Origin of the sequence: Psychrobacter sp. FDAARGOS_221 (assembly GCF_002313155.2) — a bacterium.
In the GTDB taxonomy this organism is placed as follows: domain Bacteria; phylum Pseudomonadota; class Gammaproteobacteria; order Pseudomonadales; family Moraxellaceae; genus Psychrobacter.
This window is the reverse complement of record NZ_NWFK02000001.1, coordinates 3070773-3088112: the sequence shown is the minus strand read 5'-3', so window position 1 is coordinate 3088112 and position 17340 is coordinate 3070773. Positions and strand designations below refer to the sequence as shown.

The 17340-nt window shown below is 42.1% G+C and carries 12 protein-coding genes; 8 read left to right on the top strand and 4 right to left on the bottom strand.

Annotated elements, in window-relative coordinates:
* Position 1: 1 nt before the first annotated feature.
* Positions 2-985: an adenine-specific methyltransferase EcoRI family protein gene (locus tag A6J60_RS12985; RefSeq protein WP_096066348.1), complete on the bottom strand. Its 984-nt coding sequence runs from the start codon at positions 983-985 to the stop codon at positions 2-4.
* A 301-nt stretch (positions 986-1286) separates the two neighbouring features.
* On the opposite strand from A6J60_RS12985, the gene A6J60_RS12980 reads away from it, so the two are divergent.
* The 4 genes from A6J60_RS12980 to A6J60_RS12965 all read left to right on the top strand — a co-directional run bounded on the left by A6J60_RS12980 (position 1287) and on the right by A6J60_RS12965 (position 7612).
* Entirely contained in the window at positions 1287-2624 is a 1338-nt protein-coding gene (locus A6J60_RS12980) for a L,D-transpeptidase family protein (RefSeq protein ID WP_227526157.1), read from the top strand.
* Between the two features lie 93 nt (positions 2625-2717).
* The gene (coq7, locus tag A6J60_RS12975) at positions 2718-3359 is read left to right on the top strand and encodes a 2-polyprenyl-3-methyl-6-methoxy-1,4-benzoquinone monooxygenase (RefSeq protein WP_096066346.1); all 642 of its coding nucleotides are present in this window, start codon (positions 2718-2720) and stop codon (positions 3357-3359) included.
* 477 nt (positions 3360-3836) lie between these two features.
* Positions 3837-4736 carry a tetratricopeptide repeat protein gene (locus A6J60_RS12970; RefSeq protein ID WP_096066345.1) on the top strand — a complete coding sequence of 300 codons (900 nt, stop codon included), beginning with the start codon at positions 3837-3839 and terminating at the stop codon, positions 4734-4736.
* Between the two features lie 299 nt (positions 4737-5035).
* A complete protein-coding gene (locus tag A6J60_RS12965; RefSeq protein WP_227526156.1) occupies positions 5036-7612 on the top strand; it encodes an esterase/lipase family protein in 2577 nt (858 codons plus the stop codon).
* Positions 7613-7725: 113 nt separating this feature from the next.
* Here A6J60_RS12965 and A6J60_RS12960 read toward each other — a convergent pair whose 3' ends face one another.
* Together A6J60_RS12960 and lpxB are read right to left on the bottom strand one after the other, a co-directional pair.
* Positions 7726-8829 carry a ribonuclease HII gene (locus tag A6J60_RS12960; RefSeq protein WP_227526155.1) on the bottom strand — a complete coding sequence of 368 codons (1104 nt, stop codon included), beginning with the start codon at positions 8827-8829 and terminating at the stop codon, positions 7726-7728.
* A 62-nt stretch (positions 8830-8891) separates the two neighbouring features.
* Entirely contained in the window at positions 8892-10187 is a 1296-nt protein-coding gene (lpxB, locus tag A6J60_RS12955) for a lipid-A-disaccharide synthase (protein ID WP_096066344.1), read from the bottom strand.
* A 317-nt stretch (positions 10188-10504) separates the two neighbouring features.
* Here lpxB and A6J60_RS12950 point away from each other — a divergent pair, with 317 nt between their 5' ends.
* The gene (locus tag A6J60_RS12950; protein WP_096066343.1) at positions 10505-11590 is read left to right on the top strand and encodes a 3-deoxy-7-phosphoheptulonate synthase; all 1086 of its coding nucleotides are present in this window, start codon (positions 10505-10507) and stop codon (positions 11588-11590) included.
* Between the two features lie 194 nt (positions 11591-11784).
* Here the strand turns inward: A6J60_RS12950 and pepN are convergent, their stop codons facing one another.
* Complete coding sequence (gene pepN / locus A6J60_RS12945; protein WP_096066342.1) at positions 11785-14388, bottom strand: aminopeptidase N; 2604 nt, start codon at positions 14386-14388, stop codon at positions 11785-11787.
* Between the two features lie 347 nt (positions 14389-14735).
* Between pepN and A6J60_RS12940 the strand changes: the two genes are divergently transcribed.
* The 3 genes from A6J60_RS12940 (at position 14736) to A6J60_RS12930 (ending at position 17184) form a co-directional block, all read left to right on the top strand.
* On the top strand, positions 14736-15443 hold the full coding sequence (locus A6J60_RS12940; protein WP_102993974.1) for a DUF6231 family protein: 708 nt from the start codon (positions 14736-14738) through the stop codon (positions 15441-15443).
* 274 nt (positions 15444-15717) lie between these two features.
* Positions 15718-16230: a peptidoglycan-associated lipoprotein Pal gene (pal, locus tag A6J60_RS12935; RefSeq protein WP_096066341.1), complete on the top strand. Its 513-nt coding sequence runs from the start codon at positions 15718-15720 to the stop codon at positions 16228-16230.
* 156 nt (positions 16231-16386) lie between these two features.
* Positions 16387-17184 carry a 4'-phosphopantetheinyl transferase family protein gene (locus A6J60_RS12930; RefSeq protein ID WP_096066340.1) on the top strand — a complete coding sequence of 266 codons (798 nt, stop codon included), beginning with the start codon at positions 16387-16389 and terminating at the stop codon, positions 17182-17184.
* Positions 17185-17340 lie beyond the last annotated feature (156 nt).

Here is a 17340-nt window from a genome sequence, read left to right as displayed (position 1 = left end):
ATCAATCCTTGTTCATTATTATATGGGCTGTATTATCTAAGTTGTGCCTAATTAACACTCGCGAATAAAGCCGCTTGCCCTTTAAATATGCCCTATCTAGCTTACCTTGCCACTCACTTTTGACAAGATGTGGCAGCCTACCCTCTTTTACATGGTAGTCTAAACCAACAATTTCAAACTGATCTGGATTGTACTTATCAATAAAGGTAATCGGTACGCCCATCACCCCGCTATAATCAATCGGAATATTTTTGGCCTTGCCGACCTCGATAGCATGAATATTATCATATTGTGGATAGTCGTCTGCACAGAAAGTTTTATCCAGCTCAAAACGCTTATGCCGCTTTAAATTATCTAAGTTGGTATACCAAAATGAGCGCGCAGCTTCAAACAACGTCCCGTCTGGCTTGTAAAACCAACGCACATTATTGTAACCCAACCACATTTGGTCATTCATAATATATTCAAAGCAATCTTTGTAACTGATGGCATTGCTATTACCAATAACCAAAAACTGCTTTTCATGCTGCATCAGCACTTCTATAAAAGCTCTAAACAATGAAAACGGCGGATTGGTAACAACAATATCTGCAGACTTTAAAATCTCAATACATTCAGAACTTTGAAAGTCACCTTGCTGCTGTAGCGGTGTCTTTTTTACTTCAGTTAAATCAATATTACCGTCTTTGTTTAAGCTCAGGGCATTATTGACTTCATATCTATAAACCGGTTTATTAGCGTTAAAATAAGTCGCTATTAGCTGTTTTATACCCAGCTGATCAAAGTTAATCGCAAAATATTTAAAAAAATTACTTTTTGATGGATCATCACAATTACACAGAATGATTTTGTCTTTAAAATAATCTTGATAATGTGGCAGCTCTTTTTCGATGTCTTTTAGCTGCGTATAAAACTCATCGTCTTTTACTTTATTTGCTTTATTTAGCTTATTGTTATCGTTTGTCCGGTCACTCTGAGCCGCCATGCTATCCCCTGGTGTCTTCAATAAAAAACAATTTAAATAAAACCAAAATAAATCTAAATAAAACACCTAATTTAAAATGCGTGTTAAATATAATGGTTAAAAATACAAATGAATAAAAAATAAGCTAAATGTTACTGATTATACCTGAATTATTTAACCTAAAATTAGTGGTTTGTTATCAAGCCACCACCTTAAATAGCACAATTGTTACGCTTCATTTTGAATTTGTGCCAAACATTTGCCAGTAGCCTCATTTCGTCGCATAATAGCAAGTCTCTACAACGGTGAATATGAAATGACTATGATCAATAAAACCTCAAAAAACAATACATTAACAACCACAACAACCAATAAAACTTCCTATAAAAATAACCAGCCTCATCAGTCGGCATATCTAACCAAACTTATCATGACCGGTGTTGCCAGCGGCATGCTTGCCATCAGCAGCCCGGTATTTGCTCAACAAAAAAACAGCACAGCCAAAGTCGATAGCGCTGAAGTTGAGGATATCCAAGCCACAGCTAGCAATGATGTTGATTCAGTCGATCGACTACAACAACTGATCGAAGAGACCGAAGGTGTCACCGAAAAAACCGCCGCCAAAAAAACGCCAAAAACTAACGATCAACAAATAGAAATTGAGTCAAGTGAAGATGGCGGTCAAGCTGTTGCCAGTAAGGGCCTTGAGATTGACGAAGCCTCTATCAAAAGCATCGAAAATAAAGATGGAAAAGTCTATACTACCCTTAGCCTGTCTGGCTATGCCAAAGCGGTGAACAGCGCCACTTGGACACCAAATATGAATCCAAATACAGCGATGACTGTAAAACTGCAAGCACTGCTTGATTGGAACCATGCCTCACCAGGCCCACTTGATGGCGGTTGGGGTATGAACAGTATCAAAGCGCTGACCAATTTCCAAAAAATGAGTGGCCTGCCAGCAACCGGTAGCATGGACCAAGCCACTTGGGATGCTTTAACTAAAAACATCGATACCAATCAACCGGTATTGGTTAAATACACCATTACCAAAGAAGACGTAAATACCACTTTTGCCCCAACACCATCAGGCTCTGAAGCCAAATCAAAAGTTAAAGGTCTGTATTACGAAAACATCGAAGAGATGTTTGGCGAACGTTTCCATATGGACATTCGTTATTTGAAAAAGCTTAACAAGGGCAAGAAGTTTGTTGAAGGTGAAACCATCACTGTTATTAATACTGCTGATCCATTAAAAGCAAAAGTTGACCGTGTGGTTGCCAATAAAGCAGACAAAACCTTATACGCGTACTCAGGCGATATGCTAGTAGCAACCTACCCAACCACAGTGGGTAGCGACACCACCCCTTCACCGACGGGCAGCTTTAAAATTATTAATAAAGTAAAAATGCCTTGGTATAAGTCTACAGTTAACAAAGGCACTGATAAGCAGCAAGTATTCATGTTGCCGCCAGGACCGAATAATCCAGTAGGCGTAGTTTGGATGGGACTGTCTAAACCTTCTTATGGTATCCATGGTTCACCAGTACCTGAAGGTATCAGTCGCCAAGGTTCAGCAGGTTGTGTACGCTTGACTAACTGGGATGTGCTGGAACTGTTTGCTAATATAGAAAAAGGCGCAACTGTCGAGCTAAAATAAAGCCGAGCTAATATAACAAGCTGCGCTTTATTATTACCTTTACTACCGTCATTCAATAACAACGATCGATAATTAATCAATATAGAGGGCGTTATGGCAAAAAATCTAACTTTGATAGACAAAGCAATCGTGGGGTTTGACAGCAGCTTGCGTGCCATCATTCCTCATTCAAACCCATCGACACGCCCTCTCCCTGTCAGCTCTGAGACCATCCCTCAGCTATCAATTAATGAATCACGCCACGTGGCAGGCTTGATGCGTATCAACCACACCGGCGAAGTTTGTGCTCAAGGCTTATATCATGGGCAAGCATTCACTGCCAAAAATGCCCATGTCAAAGACGCAATGCAGCATTCAGCCGATGAAGAAATTGATCACTTAGTCTGGTGCGAAACCCGCCTTGATGAGCTTGGCAGCCATCCTAGTGTGTTTACTCCAGTTTGGTATGGCCTATCTTTTGGTCTGGGCGCGGTTGCTGGCTTGATTTCTGATGAGTTTAGCTTAGGCTTTGTTGCAGAAACTGAAGCGCAAGTGAGCGAACACTTAGAAGATCACATGGGCAAACTGCCTGAGCAGGATACCCGCAGTAAAGAGATATTGGCGCAGATGAATATTGAAGAGTTAGAACATCGTCAGGCGGCTTTAGATTATGGTGGTCAAGTATTACCCGCACCAGTTAAATCAACCATGCGCTGGATGGCGAACCAAATGAAAGCGGTTGCTTATCATTTATAATCGTTGCTTATATTACCAGGTTAAGTCATATAAATGGCTTGGCATTTACTGTAACTCCATAAGCACCAGTCTTTAGGGTAGATTAATAATACACATAAATGGTTTGGTCGTTTACAACCTGCCACTTTTATCCTATTTACAAACTTGGTATCTTATGGGATTCAATTTTATCCATAGCAATTGAACGGTTATCAACCACTTATCTGGTTTAATGATTTATCTGACAATTGAATTAATTTTTTTATGAGCAATCACTGTTTTCGATAATTACTTTTAGATAGTTATTGAAACAGTCATAACGTTAATAATCATAAAGTTATATGGCCCCAAATTACTTAGCCAAAAAACTGTTTATTATTTAAATCATAAATAACGCTTAGCATGATGGCTTACAGGCGATCAGATCAACCCTACTAATAGCGTTGATTTGATGTTAAATAAGACATCAGTGCATGACGTTATCACAAGGATCTTATTATGAACAAGCAAGTCTCTATCAAACTTTTATCAAGTGCTACACTTTTAGCACTTGCTGCCACAGGTTGTGAATCACTGCCTAATATTCCAGGCTCTAGCAGCTCAACCAGCAGCACGGTGAGCACACCAACGGCTCAAGAAACTCAAGCTGCTATTGCTGTTTCAACTGGCGACCACAAAGACAGATACAAGCAAAATGAATTAGCTGCTGATCCGTTATACAAAGCCACTGACCTTTCTACTAACCGCTTATCTGGTATTCCTACCCCAGTGGTGAGCGTGGCTAATAACAGCTATATCCCAACGGTTATTATTCCAAAATTTGAAAACAACCCTTCAGATCAGCTTGACGTAAGTTTGCTAGATGACTTCATTGACTCAATCAGTCCTAATGCGCGTCACTATCCGCCAAACTTCAAAACACCTTCTGACCGCTACTATGCCAAAGAGAAGTTAAAAGAGTTAGAAGAATGGTTACGCCCATTTGCAGAAAATGAAAACGCGTCTTATGAAGTATTATTGCGTGCTGCTAAGTTAAACGGCATGGGTCGTAACTTAGACTTAGGTTCAGATTATGCGGTACGTGGCAGTACTTTTATTGCTAAAGCAATTGATAGACAGCCTAACAGCGCAGAAGCCAACTTCATTTATGGCATGATGCTTTCTGAGGGCGGCGGCTTTAAAGAAGGTAAAAAATACTTGCTGAAAGCAGCAGAGCAAAGCTACAAAGAAGCTGAGCAAAGTATTGCTCAAGCAGACCTATTAGGCGACAACCGTCCTGCAGCATTAGAGCGCTTAAAGCGTCTGCAGCAAAAGCATCCTGATGATGCCACTATCGCCAAACAAATTCAGATCGTTGAATCTGGTAAATATTATATTTGGGATTTACCAGCCAACTAAAATGGCATCTCATCAGCTCTATCGCTGACAATAGCAAATAATCGTACATGGAAGTAAAGCCACTTAATTGAGTGGCTTTACTTATTTTTATATCTGCTCCTACACACTTTATTACTATTCCTTTACTCATTAATTTTAAAACGTTTATTGGCTGTGCCGGTTAAACGATGCTTGTCTCTGCAAACAAATATTTAGTATATTCCATTTTTTTCTGATTATTACCTGCTATATTGCTATATTAGTGGTTCATAATTAATGGGTCATATTGTTCTTCAATAAACATCAAAAGCCTTAATCTTATGCCTATAAATATTCCAAAAAGATTGAATAAATTAACACTGCGCCTTGGTTCGATATTAGCGCTCAGTGCCTTGATGACGGCTTGTAATACCGTCTCTGTATCTGAAAAAAACGCCAGTAGGACTATTGTCCAACAGCGAGACAACATCGTCACTAAAAACTCATTAAGTAACAAAAGTGCCTCTGTTCTTGTCTCTATGGGCGTGCCAGCCAATCAGTGCTATGAAAACTTTGACGCCTGTATAGCAAAGGTACATTCAGGGGTGTTAAACACTAATAGCCGCGAATCGTTAGCATTATTTGCAGAGTTATATATGGCAAGGGCTAGACAAATTCAGGCGTCAGAAGACTGCGTCTCTAAAATATTAAGACCGCCTATTGATCCCTATTATGCCAACGCACCGATGACGCCAGAAGATAATTTGCAGCGCATGCAGTACCTTCGTCAATGTAATACCGATTACCGTGACAACTTATTAAGTGCCATTAAATACAGCTACGCTTATTTATTTTATGATCAATTAACGGCGCACAATAATACCAATAACTCTGACCAACCAGAGCCAGGCAACTTAATCACAGACTTAGATATTCAAACTCAAGACGTCTATGAGGCGGCGACTGATGCCTTGATTAAGCAGCTGTATGCCAATAAAGATCACAGTCAGCAAGTGGCCAAGATGACCTCTTTTATCAGTCCCAAATTGGTGGATGATTCTAAGACGGCCATGTCTAATAGTGCAAAACGCAAAGACAACTCCCAATATGGCGAGCAGCTTAAAGTGCTTAATTTTACCTTCCCGCCTATTAATGAAGATCCCTACTTCGATGAGCTGATGGATCATCTAGACAACACCTCGAAAGAAGAAGAAGCCGAAGAAGTCGCGCAGTCTATTAAAGAAGACCAGCAAAAATACAATCTTGGCACCAAAACCGTGAGCCTTGATGTGTATTTGCCCAATGAGCCTGAATATCTACAAAATACGCAAACTCATAACAAGTCTATTGATGAATTATATGCCAGCCATGACTTAAGCTTTTCCGGTCTTAATACCATTAGTGAGCGTGAAGGCTTTGGCGTCAGTTACGTCACCTTGTTTGATGAGCGACTAAACACTTCAGTTGCTGGATTAATCAGAGCCAATAACAATCGCATTAACGCTGAAGACCCAAAAGACCGTATCCATCTGACTGGCAACTTGCTACTGTCTGCGGTTATCTCTCCTCATGGTGAGACGCTAGCAGAAGTGCTAGACAGCCATGACTTTGATTTGCGACTGTATAACCCGTACCACACCAAGGTGGTCGATATTTTAGGTAAACCCTATTATTTGGCTGCCAACTTCTCTGCCAGCTATGGCATGTGGCTGGCCGAAAACCGTTTAGACAATGTTGGTTATTTTAATTTATTAGCAAAACAGCAGACCTTAACTCAGCCACAGCTGTTCATGCTAGAGCCTTACGACCCTAATAAGCGGGTTATTATTATGCTGCATGGTTTGGCATCAAGTCCTGCCACTTGGGTGAGTGTGACCAACGATATTTCAAATGACCCCAAACTACGTGACAACTACCAAGTGTGGCAGATATTTTATGCTACCAACATTCCCATGCTTGAAAACCGTTATCGTATTCAAGAGTTAATTGAGACTGCATTTGAAATGAATGATCCAAATGCAGAGCACATTGCCAGTCACAATACGGTGCTGATTGGTCATAGTATGGGTGCCGTGATTGGTCGTATGATGGTATCTAACGAAAACCTTGAAGCCAACTTCAAGCGCTTAGCCGAAGGTAAAAGAGACAGAGAAATCAGTGATCTGCTAGATACTCAATTCGACGAAATGCGTATCAAAAACCGTCTGCATTTGAAAAAGCTCGATAGTGTTGATACGGCTGTGTTTATCTCAGCACCATTTAGAGGTACTGACTTTGCAGATCGTTGGTTTACTCAACTATTGCGCCGCGTTGTACAGTTGCCACTTGGCTTTGCACAGACCATTAAAGGCAACCTAACCAGTATCGTGACCGAAGGTGAATTGGTTGAGAACCCAATGGGTGCACTAATATTTGAAAATGGCGCCAGCCAGCTCAGTGATAAGTCTTCATTTATGAAGCTCACTTCTGATTTAAAAATTGCTGATGATGTGACCTACCACTCTATTATTGCCAATAGAGACTCTGATCTGTATCAAGGCTTAATGCGTCTGAATATCACCTCACAGCCAGAGACTGCGTTATCAGATAAGCCTGCACCTTCAACAGAGGAGCTGACAGAAAAAACAGCCAGTATCGGCTCTGAGTCAATTTCAGAAGAGGCAGATGAAGAGAAAGTTGCGGAAATGAAATCGAAGGAAGATGAAAGCAGTCTCACCAAAGATATCGCGCAATCGTTGTCGCCCAATATCTCTGATGGTATAGTGCCCTATAGCAGCTCGCACTTAGAGGGCGCTGCCAGTGAAACCATCATTTCAGGCGGGCATGGTATCCATGAATCTCCTGAAGCGGTATTGACGCTGCGTAAGATTTTACATCAACACTTACGCGATCATCCCGTTGAGCGCCGTGATGAGTAAGATAGAGTGATGAATAGGATGGATAGCTAGTAGCTAACTGACTAATTGAATGACAATGACTCAGTTAGCTATCGCATTTATTTGGCTAATTACTTCACCCATTATTTGAGCCATTATTTAACAGGGCCGGTATCAGCTAATGCCAATTGCACCGGCTTATAACTGCGTCTGTGTTCAGGTAAGACGCCAAGTTTATGCAGCGCTTCGATATGGGTCTTGGTTGGATAGCCTTTGTGCTTCTCTAGCCCATAACCAGGATAACGCTGTCCATCAATGACTAATTGTCTATCACGAGTTACTTTTGCCAAGATACTGGCAGCGGCTATCGCCGTATGCCGAGCATCACCTTTGACCCAAGCCTCCGACTGTAGCGGGTATCTGCTACTCTCCCCTATACCATGACTAGCTAGGGTTTGGCTGTCGAGACTGGGCAGTTTATTGCCATCTATTAGCAGCTTAAAGCCAACCTGCTGTTTCTGATTGTTATTAACCTGTCCTATATTTAACGAATCTTCAAGCAGAGACACCACCTCAAGCATCAGCTGCTCACTAGCCAAACGCATTGCCTGCAGTGTCGCTTGTAAAATATTAATCTCATCAATCACTGCCGCTGGCACGTCGACTATTAGATAAGCCAAAGCATGTTTTTTAATTGGCTCAAATAAACGCTCCCGCTTGACTTCGGTTAACTTTTTAGAATCAGTGATATCTGCTAATACTGTCTCATGTAACGCTAATTGATCGGTTTCTGCAGACCAAGCCTCAGGTAGGATGGCGGCTGCCACAACCACACTGCCATACAATGGCCCACGCCCCACTTCATCAATACCTATATCTAGCCAATGAGTGTTGTTGTCAATTTCAGTATCAGAGTAACTAGCAGTTGCATCATTAGTGCTCGATGACTGTAATTGTAATTGCAGCTGCGATTGGGTTTGAGATTCGTATGATAATTGAGACTGAGCTTGGGTCTGAGTTTGCGACTGAGATGAGTTTAACCACTCACTAGTTTGCTTAAGCAACGCCTGTCGATGTATTTGACCTTGTAAAATAATTGGCTGAGTCAAAGGCATTGGAAAGCTAGGCTGAGCAGCAGAGCTTTCAGATACCAGCTGTAGGCTATCGAGTTGTTTATCAATTTGAATGCAATCGTGTTGACTCTGATGATCGTCTTGTTTCGGGCTTTGATGCGGATTTTGTTGAGTGGCTTGGTTCATATAATGACTTACTTAGCTGACATAGTGAATGATTAGCAGGTTTAATGATAAAAGTCAGATTGTTATTGCTGATTCTGACGTCTCATATAATCATGCCAAGTATTAATCACCGCCGATACTGGGCTTTGACTGCTCTGCTGATTTAACCAAATACTGGTTTGCTCTAAATTATGCAGCTGCTCTTCATAGGCGCGTGGCGTCATTAAGCGTGTTACTTCACGACAAATATTCTCACCAGAAGCTTGCTCTTGAATGAGCTCAGGCACAATCTGCTGCTGTGCCAAAATATTGGGTAAAGAAACATAAGGTACTTTGACAAGACGCTTGGCAATGCTGTAAGTCATCTTATTCATCTGATACACCACTACCATGGGGCGTGTCAATAGCATGGCTTCAAGCGTCGCGGTACCCGACGCTAACACTACCATGTCACTCATTGCCATAATTGACTGGCTAAAGTGGGTTTGAGTTTGTGATTCATCGTAAGCTACGGCCACTGCCTGACGTAGTGATTCATTTTGTCTGTCGATTAAGTCTTGCACAATGTACTGATGATTTTTGTCAACGGTCGGGATAACAAAGCACAAGTTCTCATCGACATGCAGCAGACGGGTCACAGCATCTAACATTAATGGCAAAATTGCATTAATCTCAGATCGACGTGAACCTGGCATTAGACAGATCATTAAGCTGATGTCTTCTTTACGTTTGACGAAGAACTGATTAAGCTCAGAATTGTGCCAAATCAACTCACGGCGCTGCTCTTGAGTGGATATCTCAAGCAGTTGCTGCGGCAAGTTATGTAGCAGCGGATGCCCAACACAGACGGCCGGATGATGATGACGCTGATACACTTCTAACTCAAATGGGAATAAACACAGCACCAAATGAGTCGCTTGCTTAATCGACTTAATACGTGACTCGCGCCATGCCCAAATTGAGGGACTGACATATTGCACACAAAAGATGCCTTTTGGCTTAAGCTTCTGTGCCACTCGCAAATTAAAATCAGGCGCATCAATACCTATGAACCAATCGACATTGGCCTCAGTAAAGGCAGCGACCAATTCTTTACGCGCCTTTAATAAGTCCGGTAACTGAGACAGCACCTCAACCAGACCCATAACTGCCAGACGCTCTAACGGAAACAAAGACTGCAAGCCCTGTGCCTTCATCTTAGGCCCGCCTACCCCAACCCAAATAACATCGTCAGACAGCTCATTCATTTGTGCCATAAAGTCGGCACCCAAGCTATCACCCGAAGCCTCTCCTGCCACAATACCAATAACCAAAGGCTTATTAGGCTGTAAACCTGTGCTATTTACTGCTGTGGACTGACGTGCCGAACTTGCTAACATAACCAAACTCTACTTTAAAATGAAATCACGATATACAAAATAGGTTAAAAATAAAAACCGCATTAAATCTTAAGTACATCAACAAATACAATAAAACAGTATAACAAAATTTTAGCCCATCCATTCCTTATATAAGGCAATAAGATGCCGGTAACACTTGTCAATCTCAGAGTAACCCCCCATAATAAAGTATAAGTGACTGTACATTTATTTAGAAGTATTAAGCCCTTACGAGTACTCCTGAGGCAACAGGCATAAGGATATCCCAATAATTACTTTTCAAACCTTTAACAAAATTTTAAACTAGGCACATATATATGACGACAAATTCGACTACCCACACAGCAGATATTGATGACGTGAATATTGAAAAGTTTATCCCTTTAATGACTCCTGCCAGCTTAAAAGCTGAATACCCTTTATCTGATAAAGCGTATGACACGGTGCTTGCAGGACGTACTACCATTCAAAATATTTTGGATGGCACGGATAAACGATTATTGGTCGTGGTAGGTCCCTGCTCTATCCATGATGTCAAAGCCGCTAATGAGTACGCGGACAAACTGGTCAAATTGGCGGAAGAGTTAAAAGACAGCATCTATATCGTCATGCGCGTCTATTTTGAAAAGCCACGTACTACAGTGGGCTGGAAAGGTCTGATTAATGACCCTGATATGAATGATAGCTTTGATATCGAAAAAGGTCTTCGTATTGCACGTAAGCTATTGCTCGACTTAAACGAAAAAGGCTTACCTTGTGCGACAGAAGCACTGGACCCGAACACGCCTCAGTATATCCAAGACTTAATCAGCTGGTCTGCTATTGGCGCGCGTACCACAGAGAGTCAAACACACCGTGAAATGAGCTCAGGTCTATCTTGTCCTGTTGGCTTCAAAAATGGTACTGATGGCGGCATGACCGTGGCCGTTAACGCTATGAACGCGGTTAAAACGGGTCACAACTTCTTAGGCCTATCTAGCGATGGTCAAGTGTGTATCATTAAGTCAAAAGGTAACCCATACGCTCACGTGGTATTGCGCGGCGGTAATGGCAAGCCTAACTATGATCAATCATCAGTTGAACAAGCTGAAAATGAACTAGAAAAAGGCAATGCCAAAGTCAAAATCATGATTGACTCAAGCCATGCCAACTCTGGCAAAGACCCATACTTGCAGCCAATGGTTATCCAAAATGTCGCTGAACAAATCAGCAATGGTAACAAGTCGATTATGGGTCTGATGATTGAAAGTCACTTAAAAGGCGGCAACCAAAAGCTAACCGGTGATCCAAGTCAACTTGAATACGGCAAGTCAATCACTGATGGCTGCCTAGATTGGGACAGCACGGTTGCCTCTCTTCGCAACTTACGTAACACCATCAAAGACGTGTTGCCTAACCGCTAATATTTTACTAACAACGAATACTATTTTACTGACGATACAAAAAACGCCTAACCACACGTTAGGCGTTTTTTATTGGGCAAAGCCAAAGAAAGCTAAATGATTAATGAACGGTGGATGATAAAAAAGTCTCCCTTTCATTAAAAAGAGAGACTTTAGGTTACCTGCTTGCTTTTATTTAACCTGCTTGCCTTGACTTAACCTGCTTGTAGCAAGGTTTGCAGACTTTCAGTGACGTTTTTAGAGGTCACTTGTGTGCCCAGCTGCTGTAATTGCTGCTTCGCTTCAGCGCGCATCGGCTCAGCAAGGGTGTACCAACGTGACAAGGCTTGTAATAAGCGAGAAGCCAATACTGGGTTGGTGCTATCTAATTTTTGCACCACAGAGATGTAAGTCTGCACCCCCTTCTTAGTCCACAGCTTAGTTGGCTGCGCTGCAAAGCTACTGACAACCGCACGGATTCTGTTTGGCGTTCCCCAATCAAAGTCATCACGCTCAATTAATGCCTGAATATCGTCGACGTTGGCATTGACGTCAGCTGCCTGAACGCTAAACCACAGATCCATCACTAAAGCTTGCTTATTAAAGCGCTGGTAGAAATCAGCTAACATCTCATCTTTTTGTGGGTGCTGATGATTAACCATCGCACTTAAAGCACCCAAACGCTCTGTCATGCAGCTGGCCATTTCATATTGTGCTTTAGCCCACTGCTGCGCCTCTTCAATACCGGCAGTCAATGCCATGTCCAGCACCACATTACGCAACGCTCGTTTACCACGCGCTTCTGGAGTATCTTCGTACTCGTTAATTGGCAACTGTTGATAGATATCAGCCCATTTATCAACCATGCTATCGGCAACCTGTTGTTTTAACTGTTGCCATTTTTGCTGCATCTGTTCAGGCTGATAATCGGCGTTCACCGAACTTGCCAGCTCACGCTCAGCCGGTATATCTAAAATACGTGCAGCCAACATGGCATCGGTCTCAGTTAAGTCTAAGAACGCCTTTTTGACAGCTTGTAAATAGGTGTCGGCTGGCTTGTTTTGAATGAGTACCTGATTGACCAAGGCTTGAGCACTTTGCCACTGGTTAAAGCCGCTGGTCTCATGGGCTAGTAAAAAGGCTAAGTCTTGCTCGCTGTGATTGTATTTAAGCTGCACTGGCGCACTAAAGTCACGCAGTAATGACACCACAGGCTCTTGTGAATCAACGGTTTTCACATTTTCAAACACAAAGTCTTGTTGCCACTTATCTAGCATCAATAAGCGCTCTTCAATCAGCTCACCGCTGCTTCTATCAAAGATGGCGGTTGCAATTGGAATTGGTAACGCTTTTGGCGCATCATAACCCTCAACATGGCGGGTCTGTTGCGACAGGCTAACGGTCAAAGTGCCCGTTGCGCTATCAAACTGCTGTGACCCTGACACTTCAGGCGTACCGGGCTGGGTATACCAATCAATAAAGCGCTCAACTGATTTGCCATTGGCGCTAAGCGCAGACAGCCAATCTTCAACAGTCACTGCCTGACCATCGTAACGCTCAAAATAAGTGTCAGTACCCTGACGATATTCATCACCTAAGGTATTGGCAAGCATGCGTACCACTTCCGCGCCTTTTTCATAGACAGTAGCGGTATAAAAGTTATTAATCTCAACAAAGCTGCTTGGACGTGGCGGATGCGCTAACGGACCTGCATCTTCGGTGAGTTGGAATGCACGCAGTCTAGAGACATCATCAATACGCTGTACTGCCGGTGACTGATGATCGGCTGAGAATGACTGATCTCTAAAGACGGTTAAGCCCTCTTTAAGACACAATTGGAACCAATCTCGACAAGTAACTCGGTTACCGGTCCAGTTATGGAAGTACTCATGGGCGATAATTGACTTCACGCTAAAGCTGCGCGCGTCCGTGGTGGTCTCAGGGCTTGATAACACACAAGAAGTGTTAAAGATATTCAAGCCTTTATTTTCCATCGCACCCATATTGAACTGCTTCACCGCAACAATCATGTAGCGGTCTAAATCATAAGCACGACCATAGTTTACTTCATCCCAATGCATCGCATCTTTTAGTGCCTGCATCGCCAAATGACACTTATCAATGTCATAGTCTTGAGTATAGATTTCTAACGCAACCTCACGGCCTTCAATAGTGGTATAGCTGTCTTCTAATACTGATAAATTGGCGAACACACAAGCAAATAAGTAGCTTGGCTTTTTGCTGGCATCATGCCAAATCGCATAATGACGGCTACTATCGCCTTCTACATCCCCCGATTCAATCAAGTCACCATTGGCCAGTAACGTTGGAAACTTTTTATCCGCTTCTAAACGCGTGGTAAACACCGACAACACATCAGGGCGGTCTGGATAGTAGGTAATTTTACGAAACCCTTCTGGCTCACATTGAGTGACAAACATCACCTCATCGCCTTCACCGGCGATGTACAAACCCTCAAGCTCCGTATTCTTTTGTGGCTGATGACGCACACTAATTTTTAGCACCACATCATCTGGCGCATCAGCAATCACCAATTGACTGTCATCAAGCTGATAACGGCTGTCATCTAATGGCTCGTCATTGATACTAATAGCAGTTAAGCTCATGTTTTGACCGAATAACACCAAATCCCCAGGGTGCTGACGCGTCATATGTAGCTCGCTATCTACTGTCGCATGGTCATCAAACATTTTGATGTCTAATGCCACGCTATCGACGCTGTAACTTGGCGGGGTGTAATCTTTTAGATAGATTTTTTCAACGTGAGTGGCTGTGGTCTCTAGGGTTTCGGTTGTCATAAATAAGTCTCTTTTAATTTGAGGGTTATACTGTTAAAAAGGTAACGCTTGTAACAAGGTCATGTTTGTAATTTTAGGGTTACGCTTTTAATTTCAGGGTTACGCTTTTAATTTCAGGGTTACGCTTTTAATTTCAGGGTTACGCTTTTAATTTCAGGGTTACGCTTTTAATTTAAAGGTTACGTTTATCATTTAAAGTCTATATGCAGGGTTTAAAAATTAACGGTTTTAAAATTAGGGTCAATCTTTCTTTATTTAAACCCAGTAAGATATAGTATAGTTTGTATATTGTAGCATTGCTGCTATTTTAAACCCCTACTCTTATAACACGGACACAATTTCTGATTATGCCAACACCCCCTGCTACCCATACAACAGCGACCATCGATGCCATTTTTCAGCATTTATGCCATGTTATTAACTACTTAGCCAATCAAGACAGTCCAAAAGACAACAGCACTGACCAAACATCAACGGCAGACGCTTTTAGTCTGTTATTAATCTGTGATGCCGATATCAATGATTCTCTGCTGACACCGCTTAAACAAACATTTAATCAAATAAAAGTGCGCGCTAGCACAGCGACTGACTTTGTCAACGCCGCTTTTGACAGCCGCTACAATTTAAGCTGCTTTATAGATGCCCAATTAATCGACAATAAACAGCCGTTAATTGACAATACAAATAGTACAAGCCAGCCACAACATACATCTTCGGCCTCATCAAATACTTCTGAAGTCAGACCCGATAAGCTAAAGCAGCAACAAACTATTGCCATCCGTCTACGTGACCTGTTTGCACAACAAAGTGTTTTATTTATATCTGCTCCAAAAGTGGACGCTGAGCATAAACAGGTTAATAATTTAAATGGACTCGGCTATATCTTAACCCCCATTGATGTGGCTCATAATGAAACGAATGAAGATGCGCCTAGCGCTAACCATACCAAGCTACAATGCTGGCAGTTTAATTTGTACGATTATAAACAGCGCCCTGACTGGTTAAATGCCAAATACTGGGCTAATCCTGAAAATTTTGATAAATACCGTTGGTAGCGGTTGATGAATCAACAATTTCAAGCTTTCAATCAGAACCGCAATGCAATAAATAGGCTTGTTATCCTTATTAAATTTTGTCATTATTCTAATATCACTATCGAGTAACACTAATAACACAACACAATAACTATTTTTATTTGTGTAATATTAGTTATAATGCATCTGAAATTATATTATTTGCAAAATTCCAGTGTTAGTCAGCAGCATTGACTCCTATCTTTGATAAGCAATGCGACGCTTAAGACACTTTTGAGTAAACTGAGGAACTCATATGTTTTCATATCTTAAACTTCCAGCCGTTGCGCTTGTGTCTGCTACTTTATTAGCCACTGTTGGCTGTACCACTAAGTCAAGCTCATCTGATCTTGTGGTCGCTCCTATGGCCGTACCAGGTAACGCCGCTCACCAAACAGCACCTTTGATTTCTAACTCTGATCAGATTCGTGCTGATGCTCAAAATGTGCGCAGCGTGGTACAGTTCGCTTTCGATAGCTACGATATCAGTGCTGAAGCGGCTAACATCTTAAATGAGCAGGTTGCATTTTTGGCCAAAAACCCTGATGCACGTGTGTTAGTGGCAGGTCATACCGATGAGCGCGGTAGCCGTGAATACAACCACGCGTTAGGCGAGCGTCGCGCCCAAGCGGTTAAAGCTTATTTAGCAGCGCAAGGTATTCCTGATGCGCGCGTTGAAACCATCAGCTATGGTGAAGACCGTCTGCTTGCCCCTGGCACTGATGAAGCGTCACACGCACAAAACCGTCGCGCTGAACTGGCTTACTAATTTAGTCATCTCTAGCTGATTAAATCTTATAATTAAGTCGCATGAGAGCCTGATAACCCTGTGTATCAGGCTTTTATTATTTGAGATAGAGTTTTATACAGCGAGCACATTGCAGTCGCCACAAGCGTCAATAACGAGAACCTAATTAGCAGCCTCATGACAACTTCACAAAGCGTCAATCTAATCGACTCACATTTGCTTGCCTATGATTGTCACGGCAGACAGCAACCTTTATTGTCATCGAACGCTAAGATTTGGCTGGCGTCTGCAAGCTTTGACTCGGTTAATACAGCTTTAAATGAGCAACAGGCGCAAAAACTGGCCGTACGTCAACTGGCTAGCCAATTAATATCAACGCTTAGCGCTCATTCTGCTTTTCAAACAGCACATCAAGATGTCCGCTTAGATGACTCTCACTATCCCTATCGATTACAACCTGTTGGCTATCCGATCAGCTTTTCGCATTCTCAGCGGTCTGTGGCTTGTGCGATTAGCAGTGCTGACATCGGTATCGATATAGAACTTAATTCGGTATCGGCTAAAGTCAGTAAGCGCTTCTTTCATCCCAATGAGCTACTGTGGTTAAATTCATTACCACAACTGTCATTAATGCACTCCTGTCCAAAACAAGCAACTATTAAGCAAACAATGTCTGTTGAACAAGCACGCAACTTATTATGGATGCTAAAAGAAGCCTCTATTAAAGCACTTGGTACCGATCAGCTAATATCGGGCTTAAAAACAGATCTAAGCCTGCCAGCACAGCAGCTATTAACAGATTATCAACAGCATATGCAACACAACCTAAACCTTGAACTGCATAACGCATTTAGTTATCAACAATCATTAACTGACAAACAATTAGCTACAAAGTCTGATAACAACAGTCACCCGCCCCTAACCTATCTGTATCTGCCCTACCTGAATCTGGCTGTTGCCGCCGTCAGTGGCTGATCTAGTAAATGGTTGTGATAATCAGTACTAGTCGCTGTTAACTATATTGACAATCGTTAACAGTATTAACATCCACACACTTAATTCAACAAAATTTAGGCGAAATTTGGCGGTTAAAGATGACTTTAGCGAGCACATCCTTTACAATATTTGCCT

Coding starts and splice junctions, on each gene's coding strand:
- A6J60_RS12985 (WP_096066348.1), bottom strand. CDS start 985: ATGGCGGCTCAGAGTGACCGGACAAACGATAACAATAAGCTAAATAAA.
- A6J60_RS12980 (WP_227526157.1), top strand. CDS start 1,287: ATGATCAATAAAACCTCAAAAAACAATACATTAACAACCACAACAACC.
- coq7 (WP_096066346.1), top strand. CDS start 2,718: ATGGCAAAAAATCTAACTTTGATAGACAAAGCAATCGTGGGGTTTGAC.
- A6J60_RS12970 (WP_096066345.1), top strand. CDS start 3,837: ATGAACAAGCAAGTCTCTATCAAACTTTTATCAAGTGCTACACTTTTA.
- A6J60_RS12965 (WP_227526156.1), top strand. CDS start 5,036: ATGCCTATAAATATTCCAAAAAGATTGAATAAATTAACACTGCGCCTT.
- A6J60_RS12960 (WP_227526155.1), bottom strand. CDS start 8,829: ATGAACCAAGCCACTCAACAAAATCCGCATCAAAGCCCGAAACAAGAC.
- lpxB (WP_096066344.1), bottom strand. CDS start 10,187: ATGTTAGCAAGTTCGGCACGTCAGTCCACAGCAGTAAATAGCACAGGT.
- A6J60_RS12950 (WP_096066343.1), top strand. CDS start 10,505: ATGACGACAAATTCGACTACCCACACAGCAGATATTGATGACGTGAAT.
- pepN (WP_096066342.1), bottom strand. CDS start 14,388: ATGACAACCGAAACCCTAGAGACCACAGCCACTCACGTTGAAAAAATC.
- A6J60_RS12940 (WP_102993974.1), top strand. CDS start 14,736: ATGCCAACACCCCCTGCTACCCATACAACAGCGACCATCGATGCCATT.
- pal (WP_096066341.1), top strand. CDS start 15,718: ATGTTTTCATATCTTAAACTTCCAGCCGTTGCGCTTGTGTCTGCTACT.
- A6J60_RS12930 (WP_096066340.1), top strand. CDS start 16,387: ATGACAACTTCACAAAGCGTCAATCTAATCGACTCACATTTGCTTGCC.